At 69.2% G+C, this 19,849-nt stretch carries 15 protein-coding genes; 7 read left to right on the top strand and 8 right to left on the bottom strand.

The features are described 5' to 3' along the window. Positions 1–32 precede the first annotated feature (32 nt). Both PWS46_RS29155 and PWS46_RS29150 read right to left on the bottom strand, forming a co-directional pair. A complete protein-coding gene (locus tag PWS46_RS29155; protein WP_434625241.1) occupies positions 33–1,244 on the bottom strand; it encodes an MFS transporter in 1,212 nt (403 codons plus the stop codon). 205 nt (positions 1,245–1,449) lie between these two features. Further along, positions 1,450–2,394, bottom strand: coding sequence for a hypothetical protein (locus tag PWS46_RS29150; RefSeq protein ID WP_434625239.1), 945 nt, complete (start codon positions 2,392–2,394; stop codon positions 1,450–1,452). Between the two features lie 410 nt (positions 2,395–2,804). Here PWS46_RS29150 and PWS46_RS29145 point away from each other — a divergent pair, with 410 nt between their 5' ends. Then, positions 2,805–4,922 carry a type I secretion system permease/ATPase gene (locus PWS46_RS29145; protein WP_434625673.1) on the top strand — a complete coding sequence of 706 codons (2,118 nt, stop codon included), beginning with the start codon at positions 2,805–2,807 and terminating at the stop codon, positions 4,920–4,922. A 15-nt stretch (positions 4,923–4,937) separates the two neighbouring features. Next, on the top strand, positions 4,938–6,455 hold the full coding sequence (locus PWS46_RS29140; RefSeq protein WP_434625237.1) for an HlyD family type I secretion periplasmic adaptor subunit: 1,518 nt from the start codon (positions 4,938–4,940) through the stop codon (positions 6,453–6,455). Between the two features lie 181 nt (positions 6,456–6,636). Here the strand turns inward: PWS46_RS29140 and PWS46_RS29135 are convergent, their stop codons facing one another. From PWS46_RS29135 to PWS46_RS29125, 3 genes are all read right to left on the bottom strand, one after another. Further along, complete coding sequence (locus tag PWS46_RS29135; protein WP_434625236.1) at positions 6,637–8,064, bottom strand: carbohydrate-binding domain-containing protein; 1,428 nt, start codon at positions 8,062–8,064, stop codon at positions 6,637–6,639. A 132-nt stretch (positions 8,065–8,196) separates the two neighbouring features. Beyond that, positions 8,197–8,553 (bottom strand): type II toxin-antitoxin system HicB family antitoxin, encoded by a 357-nt coding sequence (locus PWS46_RS29130; protein WP_434625235.1) that lies wholly within the window; start codon positions 8,551–8,553, stop codon positions 8,197–8,199. Between the two features lie 102 nt (positions 8,554–8,655). Next, positions 8,656–8,931: a type II toxin-antitoxin system HicA family toxin gene (locus tag PWS46_RS29125; RefSeq protein ID WP_434625233.1), complete on the bottom strand. Its 276-nt coding sequence runs from the start codon at positions 8,929–8,931 to the stop codon at positions 8,656–8,658. A 373-nt stretch (positions 8,932–9,304) separates the two neighbouring features. Here PWS46_RS29125 and PWS46_RS29120 point away from each other — a divergent pair, with 373 nt between their 5' ends. The 5 genes from PWS46_RS29120 to PWS46_RS29100 all read left to right on the top strand — a co-directional run bounded on the left by PWS46_RS29120 (position 9,305) and on the right by PWS46_RS29100 (position 17,128). Next, positions 9,305–10,369, top strand: coding sequence for a M23 family metallopeptidase (locus PWS46_RS29120; protein WP_434625231.1), 1,065 nt, complete (start codon positions 9,305–9,307; stop codon positions 10,367–10,369). A gap of 189 nt (positions 10,370–10,558) precedes the next feature. Then, positions 10,559–13,288: a right-handed parallel beta-helix repeat-containing protein gene (locus PWS46_RS29115; RefSeq protein WP_434625229.1), complete on the top strand. Its 2,730-nt coding sequence runs from the start codon at positions 10,559–10,561 to the stop codon at positions 13,286–13,288. A 127-nt stretch (positions 13,289–13,415) separates the two neighbouring features. Then, on the top strand, positions 13,416–14,417 hold the full coding sequence (locus tag PWS46_RS29110) for a hypothetical protein (RefSeq protein ID WP_434625227.1): 1,002 nt from the start codon (positions 13,416–13,418) through the stop codon (positions 14,415–14,417). A gap of 18 nt (positions 14,418–14,435) precedes the next feature. Further along, positions 14,436–15,602, top strand: a complete 1,167-nt coding sequence (locus tag PWS46_RS29105; RefSeq protein WP_434625225.1) for a lysylphosphatidylglycerol synthase transmembrane domain-containing protein — start codon at positions 14,436–14,438, stop codon at positions 15,600–15,602. Continuing rightward, a complete protein-coding gene (locus PWS46_RS29100) occupies positions 15,599–17,128 on the top strand; it encodes a glycosyltransferase (RefSeq protein ID WP_434625223.1) in 1,530 nt (509 codons plus the stop codon). Before PWS46_RS29105 ends, PWS46_RS29100 begins: the two co-directional genes overlap by 4 nt. Before the next feature lie 4 nt (positions 17,129–17,132). On the opposite strand, the gene PWS46_RS29095 is transcribed toward PWS46_RS29100, so the two are convergent. The 3 genes from PWS46_RS29095 to PWS46_RS29085 form a co-directional block, all read right to left on the bottom strand. Beyond that, positions 17,133–17,354, bottom strand: a complete 222-nt coding sequence (locus tag PWS46_RS29095) for a hypothetical protein (protein ID WP_109150563.1) — start codon at positions 17,352–17,354, stop codon at positions 17,133–17,135. A 57-nt stretch (positions 17,355–17,411) separates the two neighbouring features. After that, positions 17,412–17,633, bottom strand: a complete 222-nt coding sequence (locus PWS46_RS29090; protein ID WP_434625221.1) for a hypothetical protein — start codon at positions 17,631–17,633, stop codon at positions 17,412–17,414. Between the two features lie 268 nt (positions 17,634–17,901). Beyond that, positions 17,902–19,821: a PhoX family protein gene (locus tag PWS46_RS29085; RefSeq protein WP_434625671.1), complete on the bottom strand. Its 1,920-nt coding sequence runs from the start codon at positions 19,819–19,821 to the stop codon at positions 17,902–17,904. Between the last annotated feature and the right edge of the window lie 28 nt (positions 19,822–19,849).

Here is a 19,849-nt window from a genome sequence, read left to right as displayed (position 1 = left end):
GGAAAGGGGGCGGCCTTGGGGCCGCCCTTTTCTCATTGGACCGGCCGGTCTCCGGACGCGATCCGGGGCCGACGCATGGACAGGGCGGTCAGGAAGCCGGCAGCGGCGGCCGTGCCGCCCAGCAGGAAGACGCTGCCGTAGCCGGCCCGGTCGGCGAGCAGCCCGGCCACCGGGCCGGTCAGGCCATAGGCCAGATCCTGGAAGGCCGCGAAGGCGCCGAGCGCCGTCGCCCGCAGATGCGGCTCCACCAGATGCACCACCTCCCGGCCCATGGCGGGAAAGACCAGGGAGCAGCCGAGCCCGGTCAGGAAGGCGCCGGCCAGGGCCAGGGCGGGATCGCCGGCGCTCCAGACCAGCAGCTGGCCGACCGCCTCGACCGCCAGCGATCCCATCGCCACCGGCAGGCCGCCGATGCGGTCGGGAAGATGGCCGAAGGCGAAGCGCACCAGGACGAAGCCGACCCCGAAGGCGGTCAGGCCGAGCCCGGCGAAGGGCCAGGATTCATGGACGAAGTGCAGCGAGAAGAAGGCGCCGATGGCGGCGAAGCCGATGCCCTGCAGGCTGACGACGGCGCCGTGCAGCCAAATCCGGCCGAGCACGGCACGGAAGGGCGGGCGCTTCGCACCCGGATGCGCCGCGACCCCCGCCATCGGCCGGATCGCCAGCAATCCCAGCGCCGGCAGCAGGGCGCCGACCGCCATGGTGCCGGCGAAGCCGATGCCGTCGAGCAGCAGAAGCCCCAGCGGGCCGCCCGCCGCGAAGGCGCCGTACAGCGCCGCGCCGACCAGGGCCAGCACCTTGCCCGACCGCTGCGGGCCGACGATGCCGATCCCCCAGGCGATCACGCCGACCCCGACGAGGCTTTCGCCCAGCCCGATCAGCAGGCGCCCCAGCACAAGGATGCCGAAGGCCGTCCAGGGCAGCTGCGGCAGCAGCCCGGCGGCAAGCGAGACCAGCCCGCCGGCGATGTAGAGCGCCAGTCCGCGCGCCACCGCCGGCTTGGCCCCGCCGCCGTCCACGAAATTGCCGGCGAAGCTGCGGGTGAGGATGGTGGCGAGAAAGGCGCTGCCGACGCCCAGCCCCGCCCAGACATTGCCCAGCCCCAGGGTTCCTGCCACGAACAGCGGCGTGACGGGAAGGGAGATGGCGACGCAGAGGTAGGAGACGAAAAGGATGGCGGCCAGGATGAACAGGCGGCCCTGCGATGGATCGCGTGCCGGGGCGCGTGTCGGCTGGGGACTCATGGGTCTGCTCCACACTGGTCCGCGGTCGACAGGCGTCCGAACATCAGAACGCACTCCGACCGCGAGGATCGTTGAGTGCGTTGATTGACGTTGAACGCTTACGGCCAGTGCGACTGACAACGGCCAGACAGCTAACCGATCCGGGAACCCGAGACAACCATGAAGACAGTCGGGGAAATCGGTGCGGCTTCCATGGGGCCTTGCCTCAGCGGCCCTTGCGCTCGGCCTTCGCCATGGAGGACAGCGCCACGTCGATCAGCAGCCGGTGACCGCGGTCCTTGTCCGGGGCCAGGGTGGAGACGGCGAGCAGCCGGACGGCATCCCCCTTGGCGTCGCCATCCTCGTCGCTGAACAGCAGGCGGGTGCCGGCGTCGCTCCGCTCCGCCCGGTAGCCGAGCGTCGTCGCCGGCAGGCGTCCGGAGGGGGCGGCCTGCCACAGCGTGCCGGGAAGCATCACCTCCAGCCGGCCGTCGGGGCGGCGCACCGGCGTCTCGAAGCGCGGGTCCTGGTCGAGGTCGAGCACGACGCGCAGCCCGTCGCCGCCGTTGGCGGTGCGGATGCGCTCCACATGGCGGGGCGTCGCGGAGGCCGCCGCGGTCTGGATGCCGGATGAGCGGGCGGGTGTATCGGGGGCCGGCTTGACGCCGGGGCGCAGGAATTCCACCGCCGGCTCCGTCCGCAGGGCGGGGGCACCGTCCTGCGGCTCGGGCTTTGCCGCCGGGATCGGGGGGGCTGGGATTTGGGGCACCGGGATTGGGGGCGCGGCTGGCTGTGCTGCCGGCTGGATCTCGACGGGCTGGACTTGTGACGGCTTTTCGGGGGCGGGAGCCGGCTTGGCCGTTTCCCCGACCTGTTCCGCGAAGCCGCCGCGGCGGCCCTCGGCGCGGCCCTGCCGGACATAGTGGGCATAGCCGCTGGAGAGCTGTCCGTTGCGGACGGCGGCGGCGACGTCGGGGTTGGCGGCCAGATAGGCCCGTTCCCGCCAGCCCTTCGGCGGCGCCAGGGTGCTGTCGACTTCCACGGAACGGCGCCAGTTGGACAGCAGCGACGGCATCGATCCCTGCAGCCCCAGCCCCTCCACCGCCAGCGACAGCCACAGGGGCGTCAGCAGCAGGAGCAGAAGGCGCAGGAGCTGGGGGATCGGCGACAAGGCGGGTCGTGTCCGGCGAAGGGGAAACGGCAGCGGTCCCGGTGGTCCGGCTGTGCTGCATGCCTACTCCCAAGCGCCGCATCGGGTCCAGGAAAAGCGGTTGGGGAGAAAGCGCGCCAAGCCGTTCGGCCACCCCCGTTTTGAACACCAACGATGCGGGGTACCCCATCGTTCGGGTGGCCGCGGGTGGTCGCGATGCTCACCTTCGGTTGGCCGCAGCCGTTCGGCGCCACCCCTTAGAGTTTCGGAACCGGGAAGCCTTCATGGAACAGATGCGAGACGGGTCGCCGGCCGATCCGGCGCGGGACCCCTCCCCCCTTCCCCCTGGCACCCAAGCCGGTCCCAACCCTGGCCCCAATCCCGGCCCCCGTCTCGATCCCGGCATCGCCGGGCTGGTGTCGGCGCTGCGCATGCTGGGGATTCCGGCCGATTACGACAGCGTGCGCCATGCCTGCGGCGGCGAATCCCCCGACCTGACCGGGCTGGTCCGCCAAGCCCACCGGCTGGGCGCCAAGGCCCGCGTGGTGAAGACCAAGTGGGAGCGGCTGGAGCGCACGCCGCTGCCGGCGCTGGTTCCCGGTCCCGACGGCGGCTTCCTGGTGCTGGCCAAGGCCGGCAACGACCGCGTGCTGGTGCATGACGCCGCGACCAACCAGACCCGCATCCTCGACCGCGAAGGGTTCGAGCCGCTCTGGACGGGCCGGCTGCTCTGCCTGGGTCGCAAGGGCACGATGGGCATGGGCCAGCCGCGCTTCGACGCCCGCTGGTTCGGCGCGGTCGCCTGGAAATACCGCGGCATCCTGGGCGAGGTGCTGCTCGCCTCCTTCTTCATCCAGCTGTTCGCGCTGGTGACGCCGCTGTTCTTCCAGGTGGTGGTCGACAAGGTGGTGGTGCACCGCAGTCTGGGCACGCTGGACGTGCTGATGGCCGGCATGCTGGCGGTCATCCTGTTCGAGGCGGTGCTGGGGGGCCTGCGCACCTACACCTTCGCCCACACCGCCAACCGGCTGGACGTGGAGCTGGGGGCCAAGCTGTACCAGCGGCTGCTGTCGCTCCCCATGGGCTATTTCGCGGCGCGCCGGGTCGGCGACAGCGTCGCCCGCGTGCGCGAGCTGGAGACGATCCGCAACTTCATGACCAGCTCCACCATCACGCTGGTGCTGGACCTGCTGTTCACCGTGGTCTTCCTGGGCGTGATGCTGCTGTACAGCCCGATGCTGACGGCGATCGTCGCGGCCTCCTTCCCCGTCTACATCGTCATCAGCCTGCTGGCGACGCCGATCCTGCGCCGCCGGCTGGACGAGAAGTTCGCCCGCGGCGCCGAGAACCACAGCTTCCTGGTCGAGACGGTGTCGAGCATCGAGACGGTCAAGGCGATGGCGGTCGAGCCGCGCATGCAGCGCCGCTGGGAGGACCAGCTGTCCGGCTATGTCCGCGCCGGCTTCCGCGCCGGCAACCTGAACAACATCGCCAGCCAGTCGGTGCAGTTCGTCTCCAAGATCTCGACCATGCTGGTGCTGTGGCTGGGGGCCAAGCTGGTGATCGAGGGCAGCCTGACGGTGGGCGAACTGGTCGCCTTCAACATGTTCGCAGGCCGCGTCGTCCAGCCGGTGCTGCGCATCGCCCAGCTCTGGCAGGATTTCCAGCAGGTGCGGCTGTCGATGCACCGCATCGGCGACATCCTGAACACCGCGCCCGAACCGCTGCAGAGCCCCGGCCGCGCCGCCATGCCGGCGATCAAGGGCGACCTGACCTTCGACCACGTCACCTTCCGTTACCGCCATGACGGGCCGGAGACGCTGAGCGACGTGTCGCTGCATGTCCCGGCGGGACAGGTGGTCGGCATCGTCGGCACGTCGGGCTCCGGCAAGAGCACGCTGGCCAAGCTGCTCCAGCGCTTCCATGTGCCGGAGCGCGGGCGGGTGATGGTCGACGGCACCGATCTGTCCACCGCCGACGCGGTGTGGCTGCGCCGGCAGATCGGCGTGGTGCTGCAGGACAACGTCCTGTTCTCGGGATCCATCCGCGAGAACATCGCGCTGACCGACCCGACCATGGACATGGCACGCGTCGTCGCCGCGGCGAAGCTGGCCGGCGCCCACGACTTCGTCGTCGAGCTGCCCGACGGCTACGACACCGTGGTGGGCGAGCGCGGCGCCAGCCTGTCGGGCGGGCAGCGGCAGCGCATCGCCATCGCCCGCGCGCTGGTCACCAACCCGCGCATCCTGATCTTCGACGAGGCGACCTCGGCCCTCGACCATGAGTCCGAGCGGATCATCCAGGCCAACATGCGCCGCATCTGCGCCGGCCGCACCGTGCTGATCATCGCCCACCGGCTGTCCACCGTCGCCATCGCCGACCGCATCGTCACGGTGGAGCGCGGCCGCATCGTCGAGGACGGCGCGCCGGACGAGCTTCTGCGCCGTGGCGGCCGTTACGCCACGCTGTTCCGTGGCCAGATGGGGCAGTTGCCGGGCAGCGGCGCCCCGCCTGCGGACGGGCTGATCGAACAGCGGGCCGCGGGCTAACGGGGAATGAACGCCATGAGCAAGACGACCGCCGCGGTGAAGGCCACCCCCGCCGATCACACTCCCGTCCCCGCCGCCTCCACTCCCGGCGTCAGGCCGCCGGCCAACGCGCCGGGCGCGCCCGGCGGTCCGCGCCCACCGACCAAACTTCAGGGCCGGCCCCAGAAGCGCCGCCGCGACGAGATGGACTTCCTGCCCGACGCGCTGGAGATCCTGGAACGGCCGCCCTCCCCCACCGCGCGCATCTTCACCGGCGTCATCATGCTGGCCTTCACCGCCGCCTGCGCCTGGGCATGGTTCGGCCATGTCGACGTGGTGGCGGTGGCGCAGGGCCGGGTGGTGCCGAGCGGCCGGACCAAGACCATCCAGCCGATGCAGACCGGCGTCGTTCGCGCCATCGACGTGGAGGACGGCCAGCTGGTCAAGGCCGGCCAGACCCTGATCGAGCTGGACCCGACCGAGGCCGCCGCCGACCGCGACCGCATCCGTTCCGACCTGTCCGCCGCGCGGGCCGAGGCGGCGCGGCTGCGGGCGGCGCTGGAGGTGGTGAACGGCAACCCCGATGCCGTCTTCGCCGCCCCCGCCGGCCTGTCGCCGGCCCTTGCCCGGATGCAGAGCCAGCTCCTCGCCAGCCAGATCGCCGAGCAGCGCGCCAAGCTGGCGGCGCTGGACCGCGAGCAGGCCCGGCGCGAGGCCGACCGCGCCACCGTGGCGCAGACCATCGCCAAGCTGAACGCCACCCTGCCGCTGATCCGCGAGCGGGCCGATGCCCTGTACGACCTGTCGAAGCGCGGCACCTCGTCCCGCTTCCAGTATCTGCAGCTTCAGCAGGATCTGGTCGGGCAGGAGCAGGAGCTTCTGGTCCAGAAGATCAAGCTGACGGAGGCCGACGCCTCCATCGCCGCCACCGCCGAGCAGCGCCGCCAGACCGAGGCCGAGTTCCGCCGCCAGCTCTACACCAACCTCGCCGAGGCCGAGCGCAAGGCCGCCTCGCTGGAGCAGGAACTGGCCAAGGCCGAACAGCAGGTCGATTTCCTGCGGCTGACCGCGCCGGTGGACGGCTATGTCCAGCAGCTGGCGGTGCACACGGTGGGCGGCGTGGTGACCACCGCCCAGCCGCTGATGGTCATCGTGCCGGAGGACAGCCATCTGGAGGTCGAGGCCTTCATCCCCAACAAGGACATCGGCTTCGTCCAGACCGGACAGGTGGCGGAGGTGAAGGTGGAGGCCTTCTCCTTCACCAAATACGGCCTGATCCCCGGCCGCGTCGCCTCGCTGTCCAGCGACGCCGTGCAACAGCAGCAGGCCGACAAGGGGACGGACAAGAATGGGGCCAAGGCGCCGGAGGCCGGATCGGTCTATGCCGCCCGCATCGCGCTGGACCGCGACACGCTGGAGGTCGACGGCAAACGGGCGCGGCTGCAGCCGGGCATGACGGTGACCGCCGAGATCAGGACCGGCCGCCGCCGCATCGCCGACTACCTGCTCTCGCCGCTGTCGCGCAGCGCCCAGGAAGCGATGCACGAGCGGTGAGATGTGCCCTCTCCAGGGATTCTCCCTCTCCCCCCCGGGGAGAGGGTCGGGGTGAGGGGGAGGCGTGGGGTGGATTTATGGAATGATGATAGGCGTTGCGTGTCGAGCAAAGCCACGCAGCGCGCCCCCCTCACCCTAACCCTCTCCCCGGGGGGGAGAGGGGATCCTCAGGATCCTCAGATTACGCCGCCACTCCATGCGCCATGTCATGCGCATCGTACCAGGCGTGCAGGCCGTGGGCGGCGTCCTCGAAGGTGGGCAGGGCTTCCGGCATCCAGGCCGCCGCGCTGTCGACCGTCCCGTGCGACGCCGCGTTGGCCGACACCGCGTGGCCCAGCAGGTCGCCGGCCTGAAGCTCGGCCACCTGCGCTTGGGCACCGAACAGGCTCTTGTCGGCGGCGACCACCAGCGTGCCGTTCCACCACATGCCGCTCTGGCCCTTGACCACGTCGCGCCCGTCGAGCGCGCCCTTGTCGTAGGTCACCGCGGCGTCGGTGGCGGCATAGCGGTGGCCGTTGACGCTGATGCTGTCGACCAACAGGTTGCGGTCCTGGCCGCCGGCGAAGCCGTCATTGTCGTACTGGACCTGCACCTTGTGGGCGCTGTCGGCCGACACGGTGGTGGTGAAGGCGTAGTTCTTGGCTGCGGTGCCCACCGTGGCGCCGCCGACCGCATGACCGTCGACCAGCAGGGTGAAATGGGCATTCACCCCGGCCGCCGCCGTGCCCTTGGCGTTGACCAGGATGGCGGCGCTGGTGGTGGCGGGGGCGCCGGTTCCGGGCGTCGTCGTCGTGCCGTAGAGCTGGCCGATCTTGGTCAGCAGCGCCTGGGTGTTGAGGTCGGTGTAGCCGGTGCCGGCGATCGGCGTCCCGGTCTGGTGGGCCAGCGACAGGAACTCGTCCTGGGTCAGGGCGCTGCCGCGCAGCGCGACCGCCTCCTGCTGGGCGAGCGCCACGGCGGCGGTCACCGCCGGCGCGGCGAAGGACGAGCCGTTGCCCATCAGCGTCCGCCCGGCCAGATCGGTCAGCCGGATGTCGGTGCCGTCGGCGCAGAGATCGGTGATGCCCGGATTGCGCTGGGCCCAGCCCGGCATGGTGCCGTCGCCGCCCGACGCGCTGACGCAGATGGTGTTGTGGTCGGCGGCGAAATAGGACACGTCGGTCGCCGTCCCGTTCTGTCCGGCATTGCCGGCGGCGGCCGACACCAGCACCCGCCTGGCGGCGAGGCCGGCCAGCTCGTCCGACAGGATGGTGGTGATCTCCGACGTGGCGGAGCCGCCGGCCAGCGACAGGTTGACGCCGACGATGTTGTAGTCCGACGCATGGGCCACGACCCATTGCAGCGCCTGCTCGATCGCCGACCCCGACGCGGTGGTGGAGGCGTCCGGCATCACCTTCAGCGCGATGATGCCGAGGTCCGGTGCCTGCGACAGGATGGTGGAGGTCACCAGGGCGCCGTGGGTGTCGGCGTTGGGGTTGCGCGCGTCGGCGTCGTTGTCGGCGTAGTCGTGCTGATAGACCACGCGCGAGGCGGTCTCCCAGGTCGGCGACCAGCCGCTGTCGATGACGACGACCGTCTCGCCCCTGCCGGTATAGGTGCTGTTCGCCATGCTGTCGGTCCCCGTCCTGCTGCCGTCGATAAGATGCGGGGCGGAGTATGAGGGCTGGCGGTGTGGCCTTCGGATGATAAGGACGGGGCGGAATTGGGGTGAGGTCCCGGCCTTCCGTCGAGCGTTATGGTGTCAGGCGGCGCGAACGACGACGGGATCGTCGGCTTCACGCTCGACCTGCTGGCTGATCGCCTTGATCAACCACTGATTGAGGGTCAGGTTCTTGGCCTCGGCGGCCTGGACGGCGGCACGGTGCAGGCCTGAATCGCAGCGGAAGAGAATCTTGCCGTTGAACGGCCGGTTGGGCTCCCTGCCCTCTTCCTCGCAAAAGGCGAGATACTCGTCGACCGCGCCGTGAAAAGCCTGGATGAAGCTCTCCACATTGTCGGCCTCGAAGAACACGCTGTCCGCTATGCCGATGACCTCGCCGGCCAACAGCTTCGTATCTTCCTCGAAGCGGATGCTGGCGGTGTATCCCTTGTATTGCATGTCGTCCGGTATCCGGGGGTGGGTGTTCTGCCCGCCCCCCGGCCCTCCTGTTGTCGATGTGTGGCTCTTTTATAGTGCTATCAAATTATGATAGCAATAACTTTAAGCAACCCTGGCCTTGCGGAGAAATTCGGCCACAGCCTTGACGGTATGACGGGCGACGGTGGGTTGCGGATGGGGCCGGGCGGCGATACCGATCTCGCCGTTCAGGGAGAGGCGGTGGTGGGAACCGCTCTTGCAGGTGACCGTGCCGCCGAGCGCGGTGATCAGGGTCACGATGTCGGCCCAGCGGATGTCCACCCGGGTGGGCTTTTCAAACAGGGAGGCGAGGATGGCGCGGTTGCGGGAATTCAGGGTCTGGGGCATCGGCTCGTTCATGTGCTCTCCGTAGGTTGTTGCAGCGGCGGCAGGATGGAGAATTTTCTTGACTCCCCTTTTCAGAGCTTCTATCGCTAGTAAAAAATGATGTTCTGATACCCTTCCTGCGCGAAGGGATGCGCACTGTATAGCCATTTTGGAGAATCGTCAATACGCCATTCTCGCGGCGCGCGTTTTTTCTGTGCCCCCTTTTGCTCATACCCAAAAGCTTTGTCCCAAGTCCCGCCCTTCCCGGCTTCCAAGCAGTGGGAATTGGTGCGGGAGCACCCCTTATGCGCCGTCGCATAAGCCTGGATCTGGTCCTCCCCCTCCGGCACCCCACCTGTAGAGGGACGGTCAGGCAGGACGGAGCAATGCTGTGCGAGGGGTGTGGATGAGGGTGCCGGTCGATTATCGCTGGGGGTTCGCCGCCCTGGTGTTCCTGCCGGCCGCCGGAGCAGCCCAATCTCCCGCCGCCCCTCCCGCCGCCCTTCTCCCTGGGGCGCCGGTGCTGGAATTGCCGGTGCGCTGCCGGATCGGGGCGGAGTGCTTCGTCCAGAACTATGTCGATGCCGATCCGGGGCCGGGGATGCAGGACTTCGCCTGCGGGCGGCTGACCTATGACGGGCACAAGGGGACCGATTTCCGGCTGCCCGACCTGGAGGCGATGCGGCGCGGGGTGGCGGTGGTGGCCGCGGCCCCCGGCACGGTCACCCGCGTGCGCGACGGCATGGAGGATGTCAGCATCCGGCAGAGCGGCGGCGCGCCGGCCGGGCGGGAGGCCGGCAACGCGGTGGTGGTCGATCACGGCAATGGCTGGGAGACCCAGTACAGCCACCTGAAGCGCGGCAGCATCGCGGTCAGGCCGGGCGACCGGGTGGAGGCGGGCACGCCGCTGGCCGAGGTCGGGCTGTCAGGCAATACCGAATTCCCTCATGTCGATTTCGGCATCCGCCACGACGGCCATACCCTCGACCCCTATACCGGCAAGGAGGCGGGAACCGGGGAGGCGCCCGCCTGCGCTGTCGACCAGGGGAAAGCACCCATGCCGTCCGGCACGCTGTGGAGCGACGCGGCGCGCCGGAAACTCGCCTACCGGCCGAGCGCCCTGCTCGGCGCCGGGCTGGCGCCCGAGGCGCCGAAGGCGGAGGTGGCGCGGGACGGCGGCTATGGCGGCAAGCCCCTGCCCGCGGATGCGCCGACGCTGGGGGTGTGGGCGGAACTGATGGGCGGGCGGAAGGGCGACCGGGTGACGCTGGAGGTGACCGGCCCCGACGGCCGCCGCCTGTCGCGCAACGAGGGCGCGGTGCCGCGTCCGCTGGCCGTGCTGTTCTTCGGCACCGAGGTGAAGAAGCCCGTTCCCGGCTCCTGGCCGCCCGGTCCCTACCGGGTGACGGTGACGCTGCGCCATGGCGACGAGACGGTGCTGCGGGAGGAACGGCGGGTCGATCTGCGCTGACCGGGTTGAGTGTAGGGTATCCAAGACAACGCGGAGGATTGGGCAAGTGACAACTGCCACGGCCTTGGCACTTGTCACGAAATGAACACGGACGCTCATCCCGAAAGTAGGCATCCGAAAGGATGAGACTACCTCCTTATTAAGTATTTCTGCCGTGTGATTGCCCGGTATCGGCAAGGCAATCCGGCAATGACAGACACGCAGCAGGCTTTCTACGTCGCGACCAACGGCAACGATTCCTGGTCGGGGCGTTTGGCGGCACCCAATGCCGACGGCACCGACGGTCCCTTCGCCACGCTGGAACGCGCGCAGAGCGCGATGCGGGCGACCGGCATCCGCGACACCTATGTGCGCGGCGGCAGCTATGCCATGGCGCGCACGGTCACGCTGACCGGGGCCGACAACGGCGTGCGCATCATGGCCTATCCGGGCGAGACGCCGGTCTTCAGCGGCGGCGAGCGGGTCGGCGGCTTCACCGCCATCGGCGGCGGGCTCTATGCCGCGCCGACGTCTGCCACCGGCCTCGACCTCTTCATCGGCGGGGTGCGGCAGAAGGTGGCGCAGACCGGCGACTGGAACGCCGGCGACGCCAAGTCCGGCTGGTCGGTGCTGGAGGCGGCGGCCGGCGGCGCCAGCAAGACCAGCCTGCGCATCGGGGCCGGCGACGGGGCGATGGCGGCGGTGCTGGCCGCCGGGGTCCAGCCCGGCATGATGGTCCAGACCTTCGACACCGAACGGCTGTCCGACAACATCGTCGGCGTCGCCTCCGCCGATGCCGGCAGCCGGACCGTCAACTTCACGCAAGGGGTGAAATACGCCCTGCGCAGCGGCGGCACCTACCGCCTGCTGAACGACGACGCCTTCATCCGCGACGCCGGCGAGTTCGCCTGGCAGGCCGAGACCGGCCGGCTGGTGGTGAAGCCGCAGGACCCCGGCACCCTGCTGGCCCAGGGCGCGGTGGTGCCGAGGCTGGGTACGCTCCTGTCGCTGAACGGGGCGAGCGGCGTCACCCTGCAGGGGCTGACCTTCGCCGACACGACCTGGGACGGCTCGGCCCTGACGCTGACCAATTCGTCGGGCAACAGCATCGCCGGCAACCGCTTTGCCGGCGTCGGCACGGCGATGACGCTGACCGGATCGTCCGGCAACGTGATCGAGGCCAACCGGCTGGAGCATCTGGGGGCGAGCGGCATCAAGGTCGCCTACGGCAGCAACGGCAACCGCATCAGCGCCAACAGCATCGACGGCATCGGCGAGGTGCTGAAGGACGTCGCCGGCATCCAGCTCTACGGCACCAGCGGCACGCTGATCTCCGGCAACGACATCCGCAACAGCCCGCGCTACGGCATCTCGATCAAGAACTGGGACGGCGCCACCGTCAATACCGACACGGTGGTGGAATACAACCGCATCTACGACACGATGACCGAGACCGCCGACGGCGGCGCCATCGAGATGCTGGGCCGCTCCAACGTCGATACCCGCACGACCATCCGCGGCAACGACATCCGCAATGTCGGCGGTCTGGCGACCGACGGATCGGGCTGGCTCGACCGCCACAAGAGCTTCGGCATCTATCTGGACGACATGGCCAACGGCGTCGCCGTCCGGGACAACTTCATCCAGAACACCGGCTGGGCCAGCGTCTTCATCCATGGCGGCGATTCCAACAGCGTCACCAACAACTTCGCCACCCTGTCCAACCCGCGCGAACGCTTCATCCGGCTGGAATGGGTGCCGAGCGCCGGCAGCATCGGCCTGCTCAGCAACAACAGCGTCACCGGCAACGTCATCTCCTCCTCGACGGGCGTGGATTACTGGGAGTTCTGGACCCCCGGTTCCTACAGCGTCACCAACAACCTGCTGCAGGGCGTGCGCGGGCTGACCGGCGGCGACACGGTGTCGTCGGGGCTGTTCGCCAACCCGGCGGCCGGTGACTTCCGGCTCGGCAGCGGGGCTGCGGCAGGATTGGGAATCCATGACCTGGACTGGGCGCGGATGGGGTCCGCTCCGCTGACGGTGCCGGGCATCCCCAGCCCCGGCGCAGGCGGCGGCAGTGGAGGCGGTTCGGGAAGCGGGACCAGCCCGGCGACCGGCACGTCTGCGGTCTCGTCCGGGCAGGCCTTTTCGCCGCTGGCCTACATCGCCTCCTACACCGACCTGTCGGCGGCTTTCGGCACCGACGCCGGCGCCGGCGCCGCGCACTACGCCGCCATGGGCCGGGCCGAGGGGCGGACGGTGAGCTTCGACCCGCTGGCCTACATCGCCTCCTACGGCGATCTCGCCAACGCCTTCGGCGCCAACGGCGATGCCGGTGCGGCACATTACATCACCGTGGGCCGGGCGGAGGGGCGGACGGTGAGCTTCGATCCGCTGGCCTATGCCGCCTCCTACGGCGATCTCGCCGCCGCCTTCGGCACCGACCGGACGAGCGCCGAGATCCATTACATCACCATGGGCCGGGCGGAGGGCCGGACGGTGAGCTTCGACCCGCTGGCCTATCTCGCCTCCTACGGCGATCTCGCCGCCGCCTTCGGCACCGACCGGACGAGCGCCGAGATCCACTACATCACCAACGGCCGGGCGGAGGGCCGGACGGTCACCTTCGATCCCACGGCCTATCTGGCCGCCAACAGCGACCTTGCCGCCGCCTTCGGCACCGACACCACCCGGGCCGAACTGCATTACCTGACCAACGGCCGGACCGAAGGACGGACGACCGGCTTCAACGCGTCGGCCTATCTGGCGGCGAACGCCGACGTGGCGGCGGCGACCGGCGGCGACCTGACGGCGGCGATGCGGCACTATATCGTCTTCGGCAGGCTGGAAGGCCGGGCGCTGAGCCCCGCCGGTTCCACCGCTCGCGCGGCCGGGATGATTCCCGACAGCGGCATGCTGGCCGCCGCCGGGATGGGGTGAGCAGGGCCGATCCCGGCAGGGAATGCTCCGGCCGGAGTATCACGTACCTGAGATTGCAGTAATTAATGGTCTGTTAGCCGGAAACGGAATTATTCTCCTCTCGATACGTTCTGGCGGGGGAGGAACCATGGTCACGAAGGCCGCTCAGGAGGGCGCCATGTCGGCGCTCTCATTGCTGGCGAAGCTGAAAGCCGCACCGGCTTCCCCGCTTCCCTCCGCAACTCCCTCGGCCGCGTCTTCCGCGGCGGTCTCCTCGCCAGCTTCCTCGCCAGCTCCCTCGGCCGCGAAGAAGCCGGTGACCGATACGGTATCGCTGTCGGCACAGGCGGTGTCGGCGATGAACGGGTCCGCCGACACGCCGGCCAAGCCGCCGGTACAGCTGAAAATCGCAGGCGATGTCAGCTTCGCGGATTTCCGGGCGACGAGCGCGCGCATCCAAAAGGTCATGGAGTATCAGTCGGCGCGCATGGACTTCGTGCGTGACGCCATGAAATCCCTGCGCACTCAGTTCGGCTTCGAGGAGGAGGGCGAAAACGCCGGCAATCTCATGCTGTCCGGCGAGATCGGCAAGGTCGTCGAACGTCAGGCGGTGTCGAGAGGCGGCGTCATGCCGGAGAAATCCCAGGAGGTGAAGGAGTGGGAGGCCGAGCGCCAGTCGGAGGCGACGCCACCACCGAAGGGCTGGGACACGACATCCATGATCACGCTGTTCCTGCCGGGATCCCAGGGAACCGACGACAAGCAGGTGGAAATCTGGCTGGACAACCGGGCCTTCGACAAGCTGGGCAAGATGTCGGCCGACGAGGTCAAGGCCGGTCTGGTCGACATGCTGAACGGTCCCGATGCCGCGGCGTCGCAGGCGGCGGTGGACAATGGCGCGTTCGGCGCCGCGATGCGGACGGACAGCGAGCACCATCCGGAATACCAGCAATCCAAGGCGCGGCTCGGCTTCTTCGATCCCCAGCAGGGCACGGACGCCCAGCCCTGGCTGATGATCCAGTCGAGAAGCGAGCCGGGCTATGTCCAGGAGAATGCCGGCAAGCTGGTCGATACGGTCATGTCCATTCTCAAGGAAGGAGCAGCCGGCTCTCCGCCCCCGGCCTCGCCCCCTGGCCCCTCTCCCGCCTGACCGGGTGACAAGCCGGGCGTGAGCCGTTACAACGGCCCGTTCGGCGCCGCTGTCCCGCGGCACCCGGATTTCCATGCGGGGATGATGGCCCAGGCTCTTCTCGACACCCCCTTCGTCCAATCGGCGAAGCCCGGTTCCGACTCCGGCCCCGGTCCGGATAGGGCCGGTCCGGGGAAGCCGTCCGGACGGCGGTGGCCGCTGCTGGTCAAGCTGGCGGTGACGGTCGTGGTGCTGGGCGCGCTCGCCGCCGGGGCCGACTGGCCGGGTATCGCCGCGCGCCTGTCGGCCGCCGATCCGTGGCTGTTCGCCGCCGGCTTCGCCGTGAAGGCGCTGACCCTGCCCTTCGCCTCGCAGCGGTGGCGGGCGGTGGGGCGGGCCGCCGGCTTCTCCCTGACCCGCTGGACCGCCTTCCGCCTGCAGATGGCCAGCGGTTTCGTCGGCCAGATCCTGCCGGGATCGGTCGGGGCCGACCTGCTGCGCGGCTGGTTCACCTGGCGGCTCGGCCACCCGGCCGGGCCGGTGATGCTGGCCCTGCTGGTCGACCGGCTGATGGCGCTCTTGGGCGTGGTGCTGATCGGGCTGGTCGGGCTGCCGCATCTGGCAGCGGTGGCGCCGCCCGCCGTCGCCGGCACCGTGCTGGCCGGGGCGCTGGTCCTGGCCGTCGCCATGGGGCTGCTGCTGCTCGCCGGGCGCATCCCGCGCGACCGGCTGCCGATCCCGAAGCGGCTGCGCGACGGGGCGTTGGGGCGGACCCTGTGGGGGGCGGTGGCGCAGCTGCGCGCCATGGCCGGCAACCCGGCCGCCTGGGCGGCGCTGGGCCACAGCATCGGCGTCCATCTCGCCACCATCACCGCCACCATCCTGTTCGCCCGCTCGGTCGGCCTGCCGCTCGGCTGGCTGGACGGGCTGGCCATCGTGCCGGCTGCCATCGTCGCTGCCGCCTTGCCCGTCTCGCTCGGCGGCTGGGGCGTGCGCGAGGGGGCGATGGTCGCCGGTTTCGCGCTGCTCGGCTTCGATGCCGACGCGGCCCTTCTGGTCTCGCTGCTGATCGGGCTGTCGATCGCCGTCCTCTCGCTGCCCGGCGGCCTGTTCTGGCTGCTGCTGCGCAACGAGACCGCCGCCCGGACGGCTGTCCCGACGTCTGATGGCGGACCCGACGCCTTTCCCACGGACTTCTCCCGATGACCGACCAGCCGACTTCGACGCTTTCCCAGCCCGCTCCCGTGGTGGCCACCCCCGCCGCGATGGAACCCGCAGCCGAGACGCGCGGCCTCTCTCCGCGCCAGCAGCGCATCCGGTCGCTGTTCGACGCCATGGCCCCCCTGCGCGACCGCTGGGCCGAGCGCAACCGCGCCTTCCACGACGCCGACCGCGCCTATCTGCGCTTCCTGATTCCGGAAGGGGCGACGGTGCTGGAGATCGGCTGCGGTGTCGGCGACACGCTGGCGGCCCTGAAGCCGGCGCGCGGCGTCGGCATCGACCTCAGCCCGGCGACCATCGCCGTGGCGAAGACGCGCCATCCGCAGTTGGAGCTGATCGCCGCCGACGCCGAGGACCCGGCGACCATCGACGCCGTGGAGGGGCCGTTCAGCCATATCCTGCTGTCGGGCACCATCGGCTTCCTCGACGACATCGAGGAGACGCTGCGCCTGCTGCGCCGGGTCGCCAATCCCAAGACCCGCATCATCGTCAGCTATCACTCCCGCGTCTGGGAGCCGATCCTGTGGGCGGCGGAGAAGCTGGGCATGCGCATGCCGCAGGGCCAGCAGAACTGGCTGTCGACCAGCGACATCGTCAACCTGCTGGATCTGGCCGGCTGGGAGCCGGTGCGCCGCGAATGGCGCCAGCTGATCCCGAAGCGGCTGTTCGGGCTGGGCACGCTGGTCAACCGCTACATCGCCCCGCTGCCGGGCATCCGCCGGCTGTGCGTGCGCAACTATGTCGTCGCCCGGCCGCAGCCCACCGTGGATGAGGTGACGGTCGACGGCAAGCCGGCCTCGGCCACCATCCTGATCCCCTGCCGCAACGAGCGCGGCAACATCGAGAACGCCATCCGCCGCCTGCCCCGCTTCGCCCCCGACATCGAGGTGATCTATGTCGAGGGCAACAGCCGGGACAACACGTACGAGGAGTGCCTGCGGGTCCGCGACGCCTATCCCGACTGGGACATCAAGGTGATGAAGCAGCCCGGCAAGGGCAAGGGCGACGCGGTGCGCGCCGGATTCGCCGTGGCGCGCGGCGACATCCTGATCATCCTCGACGCCGACCTGACGGTGCCGCCGGAGACGATGGGGAAATTCTATCAGGCGATGGTGTCGGGACGCGGCGAGTTCGTGAACGGCACCCGGCTGGTCTACCCGATGGCGCCGGAGGCGATGCGCTTCCTGAACTTCCTGGCCAACCGGGCCTTCGCGCGCATCTTCTCCTTCCTGCTGAACCAGCGCTTCACCGATACGCTGTGCGGCACCAAGGTGCTGTGGCGCCAGGATTACGAGACCATCGTCGACAACCGCCATTACTTCGGCGATTTCGACCCCTTCGGCGATTTCGACCTGATCTTCGGCGCCGCCAAGCAGAACCTGAAGATCGTCGAGGTGCCGGTGCGCTACGCCGACCGCAGCTATGGCGAAACCCAGATCTCCCGCTTCACCCACGGCTGGCTCCTGGCCCGCATGGTGGTGTTCGCCTGGAAGAAGCTGAAGGCGTTTTAAGACCTCAGACCGGCTCGGCGGCGGCCAGCGGCAGGAAGGCCTGATAGCTGTCGCGCTGTTCGGTGAGGCTCAGCAGCAGATCGTTCAGGCTGTCGCGGGCGAAGGTGTCGGTGGTCGACGCCATCCGGCGGCGAACGACGGCGATGAACTCCTCCAGCACGTCCAGATGCAGGGTGGCGGAGGCGAGGACGTCCTTGGCAATCGGGGCGGCGATCGGGGCGGTCATGATGGCGATCTTTCGCGGAAGAGGGGACGGCGGAGGGAGCGGACTGGAGTGGCCGGATCAGGCGGCGAGCGCGTTGGCGGTCGGGGCGGCGGCGAGTACGGCGCGGTAGGTCTCGCGCTGCTCGGTCAGGCCGGCCAGCAGGTCGGTCAGGCTGTCGCGGGCGAATTCGCTGGTGGTACCGTTCAGCTTCGACTGGGCGATCGCGATGAATTCATCGACCACATCCAGGTGCAGGGAAGCAGAGGCGAAGACGTTTACGGCGCAATCGGTCTTGGACATGGCGGCGATCCTTAGTATTCGGGGTGGAGGCTTCTGCCCGTTCTGATGAGCTTATTGAGCCATCCGGCCAGTTAACGAGGTGTTAAGATCACCGATTGGTTCTAGGTCGATTGATGATTACCACTTCCAAGAATAAATCATTCGGGTAGTTTTGCGTCGGTATTACTTCTTTCGATAAGGCATGAAAAAAGCGCGGCCGGGTCACCGGCCGCGCTTCTTGTCGTTTCAACTCAGGTCCGGCCAGACCGGCCCTATCAGACCGCCCCCATCAGACCGCTTGCGGCAGCCCGTGGATGTAGCCGACGCCGCCGCTGCGGCGGTTGCGGTAGGCGTCGTCGATCAGCGAGGCGAGGCTGTCCTTCACCTTGTCGTGCAGCCCCTTCTCCCAGTCGCCGGGGTGCTGGAAGTTGCTCATGACGTAGGAGAAGCCGTTGACGTCGTCGACCGCCTGCAGGCCGGTCGATTCCGCGCCCGCCGGGCAGGACAGGATGCGGGCCAGCTTCTTGCTGTCGACGTTGTAGGCCCACAGGAAGTTGTTGACGTGGTTGCCGCTGTCCTCGCCGATGAACAGCGTGCGCAGCTTCTCGGAGAATTTCAGGTTGTCGGGGTTGGCGATCAGGTCGGCGTCGGCGGTGTTGCCCAGCGCGTCCGGCGTGGCGAGGTCGCGGCCGACCAGGGCCGGGACGGCGCTGAAATGCACCGGCACCCAGTCGCTGGCGATGGCCGCCCCGGCCATGTCGGTCTGGCCGCCCTTCATCGGCAGCTGATAGACGGCGCCGGCGTTGATCTTGTCGACCTTGATGCCGCTCTTGCCGTCGCTCATCGTCTTGTAGATGTAGGACACCGCCATGTAGGCGGTCTTGTCCTTGGCGTTGACGGTGACGCCCTCCAGCTTGGTCAGGGCCAGCGTGGCGCCGACGGTGGGGGCGTAGCGGTGGGTCTCCAGGAAGGCGGCGGCCTTCTCCATGCCCGGCTTGAACTTGACCCACTGGGTCTTGCCGCTGAAGGGGATGGCGGTAAAGGACGGGTCCTTCGGATCCTCCTTCTTCACCTCGACGATGTCGGCGGCCTTCAGGCTGTCGGCCAGCTTCTCGATCTCGGCGCTGGTGGCGTGGCCCAGCTTGACCCACTTGAGCGCGAAGGCGCCGCCCTTGTCGATGTCCTTGCCGGCCTCCTGCTCCATCTTCGCGGCATAGAGGGTGCCGGCGGACAGGTCCTTGGCCTTGTCGGCGATGAACATGAACAGGCCGCCGTTGGTGGCGTCGTCACCCATCAGCACGGTGCGCTCGTCCGGCATCACCTGCACCAGCTCGTGCGAGATGCGGCCCAGGCAATAGTGCTTCTTGATGGTGCCGGTGCCGTCGGGGTGGACCGTCACCTCCGGCAGGTGGCCGTAGTGATAGGGGTTGGCCTTGGTCTCGTCGCCGAACAGGTTCTTGCTGTAGGCGCGGAACTGGTCGTCCAGCGCGGCGGCGTCCGGCTCGTACTCCTCGCTCGACAGGTGGGTGTTCCAGGGCGACAGGCTGGCGCCGCAGGTGATCCACAGGCCGTGCGCCGGGCTGGTGTCGACATTGTGGTACTGCACCAGCTTCAGTGCGCCGGTTTCCTTGTTCTGGTCCAGCGTCAGGACGGCGATCGGCGACGGCAGCTTGCCGTACATCGAGGCGTCCTTGGAATCGCGGGTGGCGTATTCGAACTGGACGACGGCGAACAGGGTGTTGCCGGTGACGCCCGCCACCTTGGCGCCGGGAATCGGGGCCAGCAGGTTGCAGCCGTCCGGGCAGTCGGAGAAGAAGGGCGCCGGGGTCGCCATCGAGGTATCGAGGATCGGCTTGCCGTTGATGTCGGTATAGCCGCCGGCCAGGATCGTGCCGCCCTTGCCGTCCGGCACCATGTCGCCGGTGATGAACAGCGGCTGGTAGCCGAGCGCGAAGCTCTGCTTGGAGCCATCGGCCCAGGTCACGACCATGCTGGATTCGACCGTGGTCTTGGCCTGCGCGGCGGCGGCGGTGGGGGCGGCCATGCCGACGAACTCGACGGCGACCGGCGCGCCCTTGGCGGCGGCCGCTTCGGCGCCCGAGGCGAACAGCAGCTCGCCGGCGCCGATGCCGGCGACCGGCAGCAGCGGCAGCCCGGCAAGGGCGCGGAGCACCGAACGGCGCGACGTTTCAGGCAATTGAACGGGCAAGTTGGTCATGGCTGGTGTCTCCCGAACC

It is taken from the genome of Azospirillum sp. B2RO_4 (assembly GCF_051124815.1).
GTDB lineage: Bacteria > Pseudomonadota > Alphaproteobacteria > Azospirillales > Azospirillaceae > Azospirillum.
This window is presented reverse-complemented; position numbering and strand designations above follow the sequence as displayed.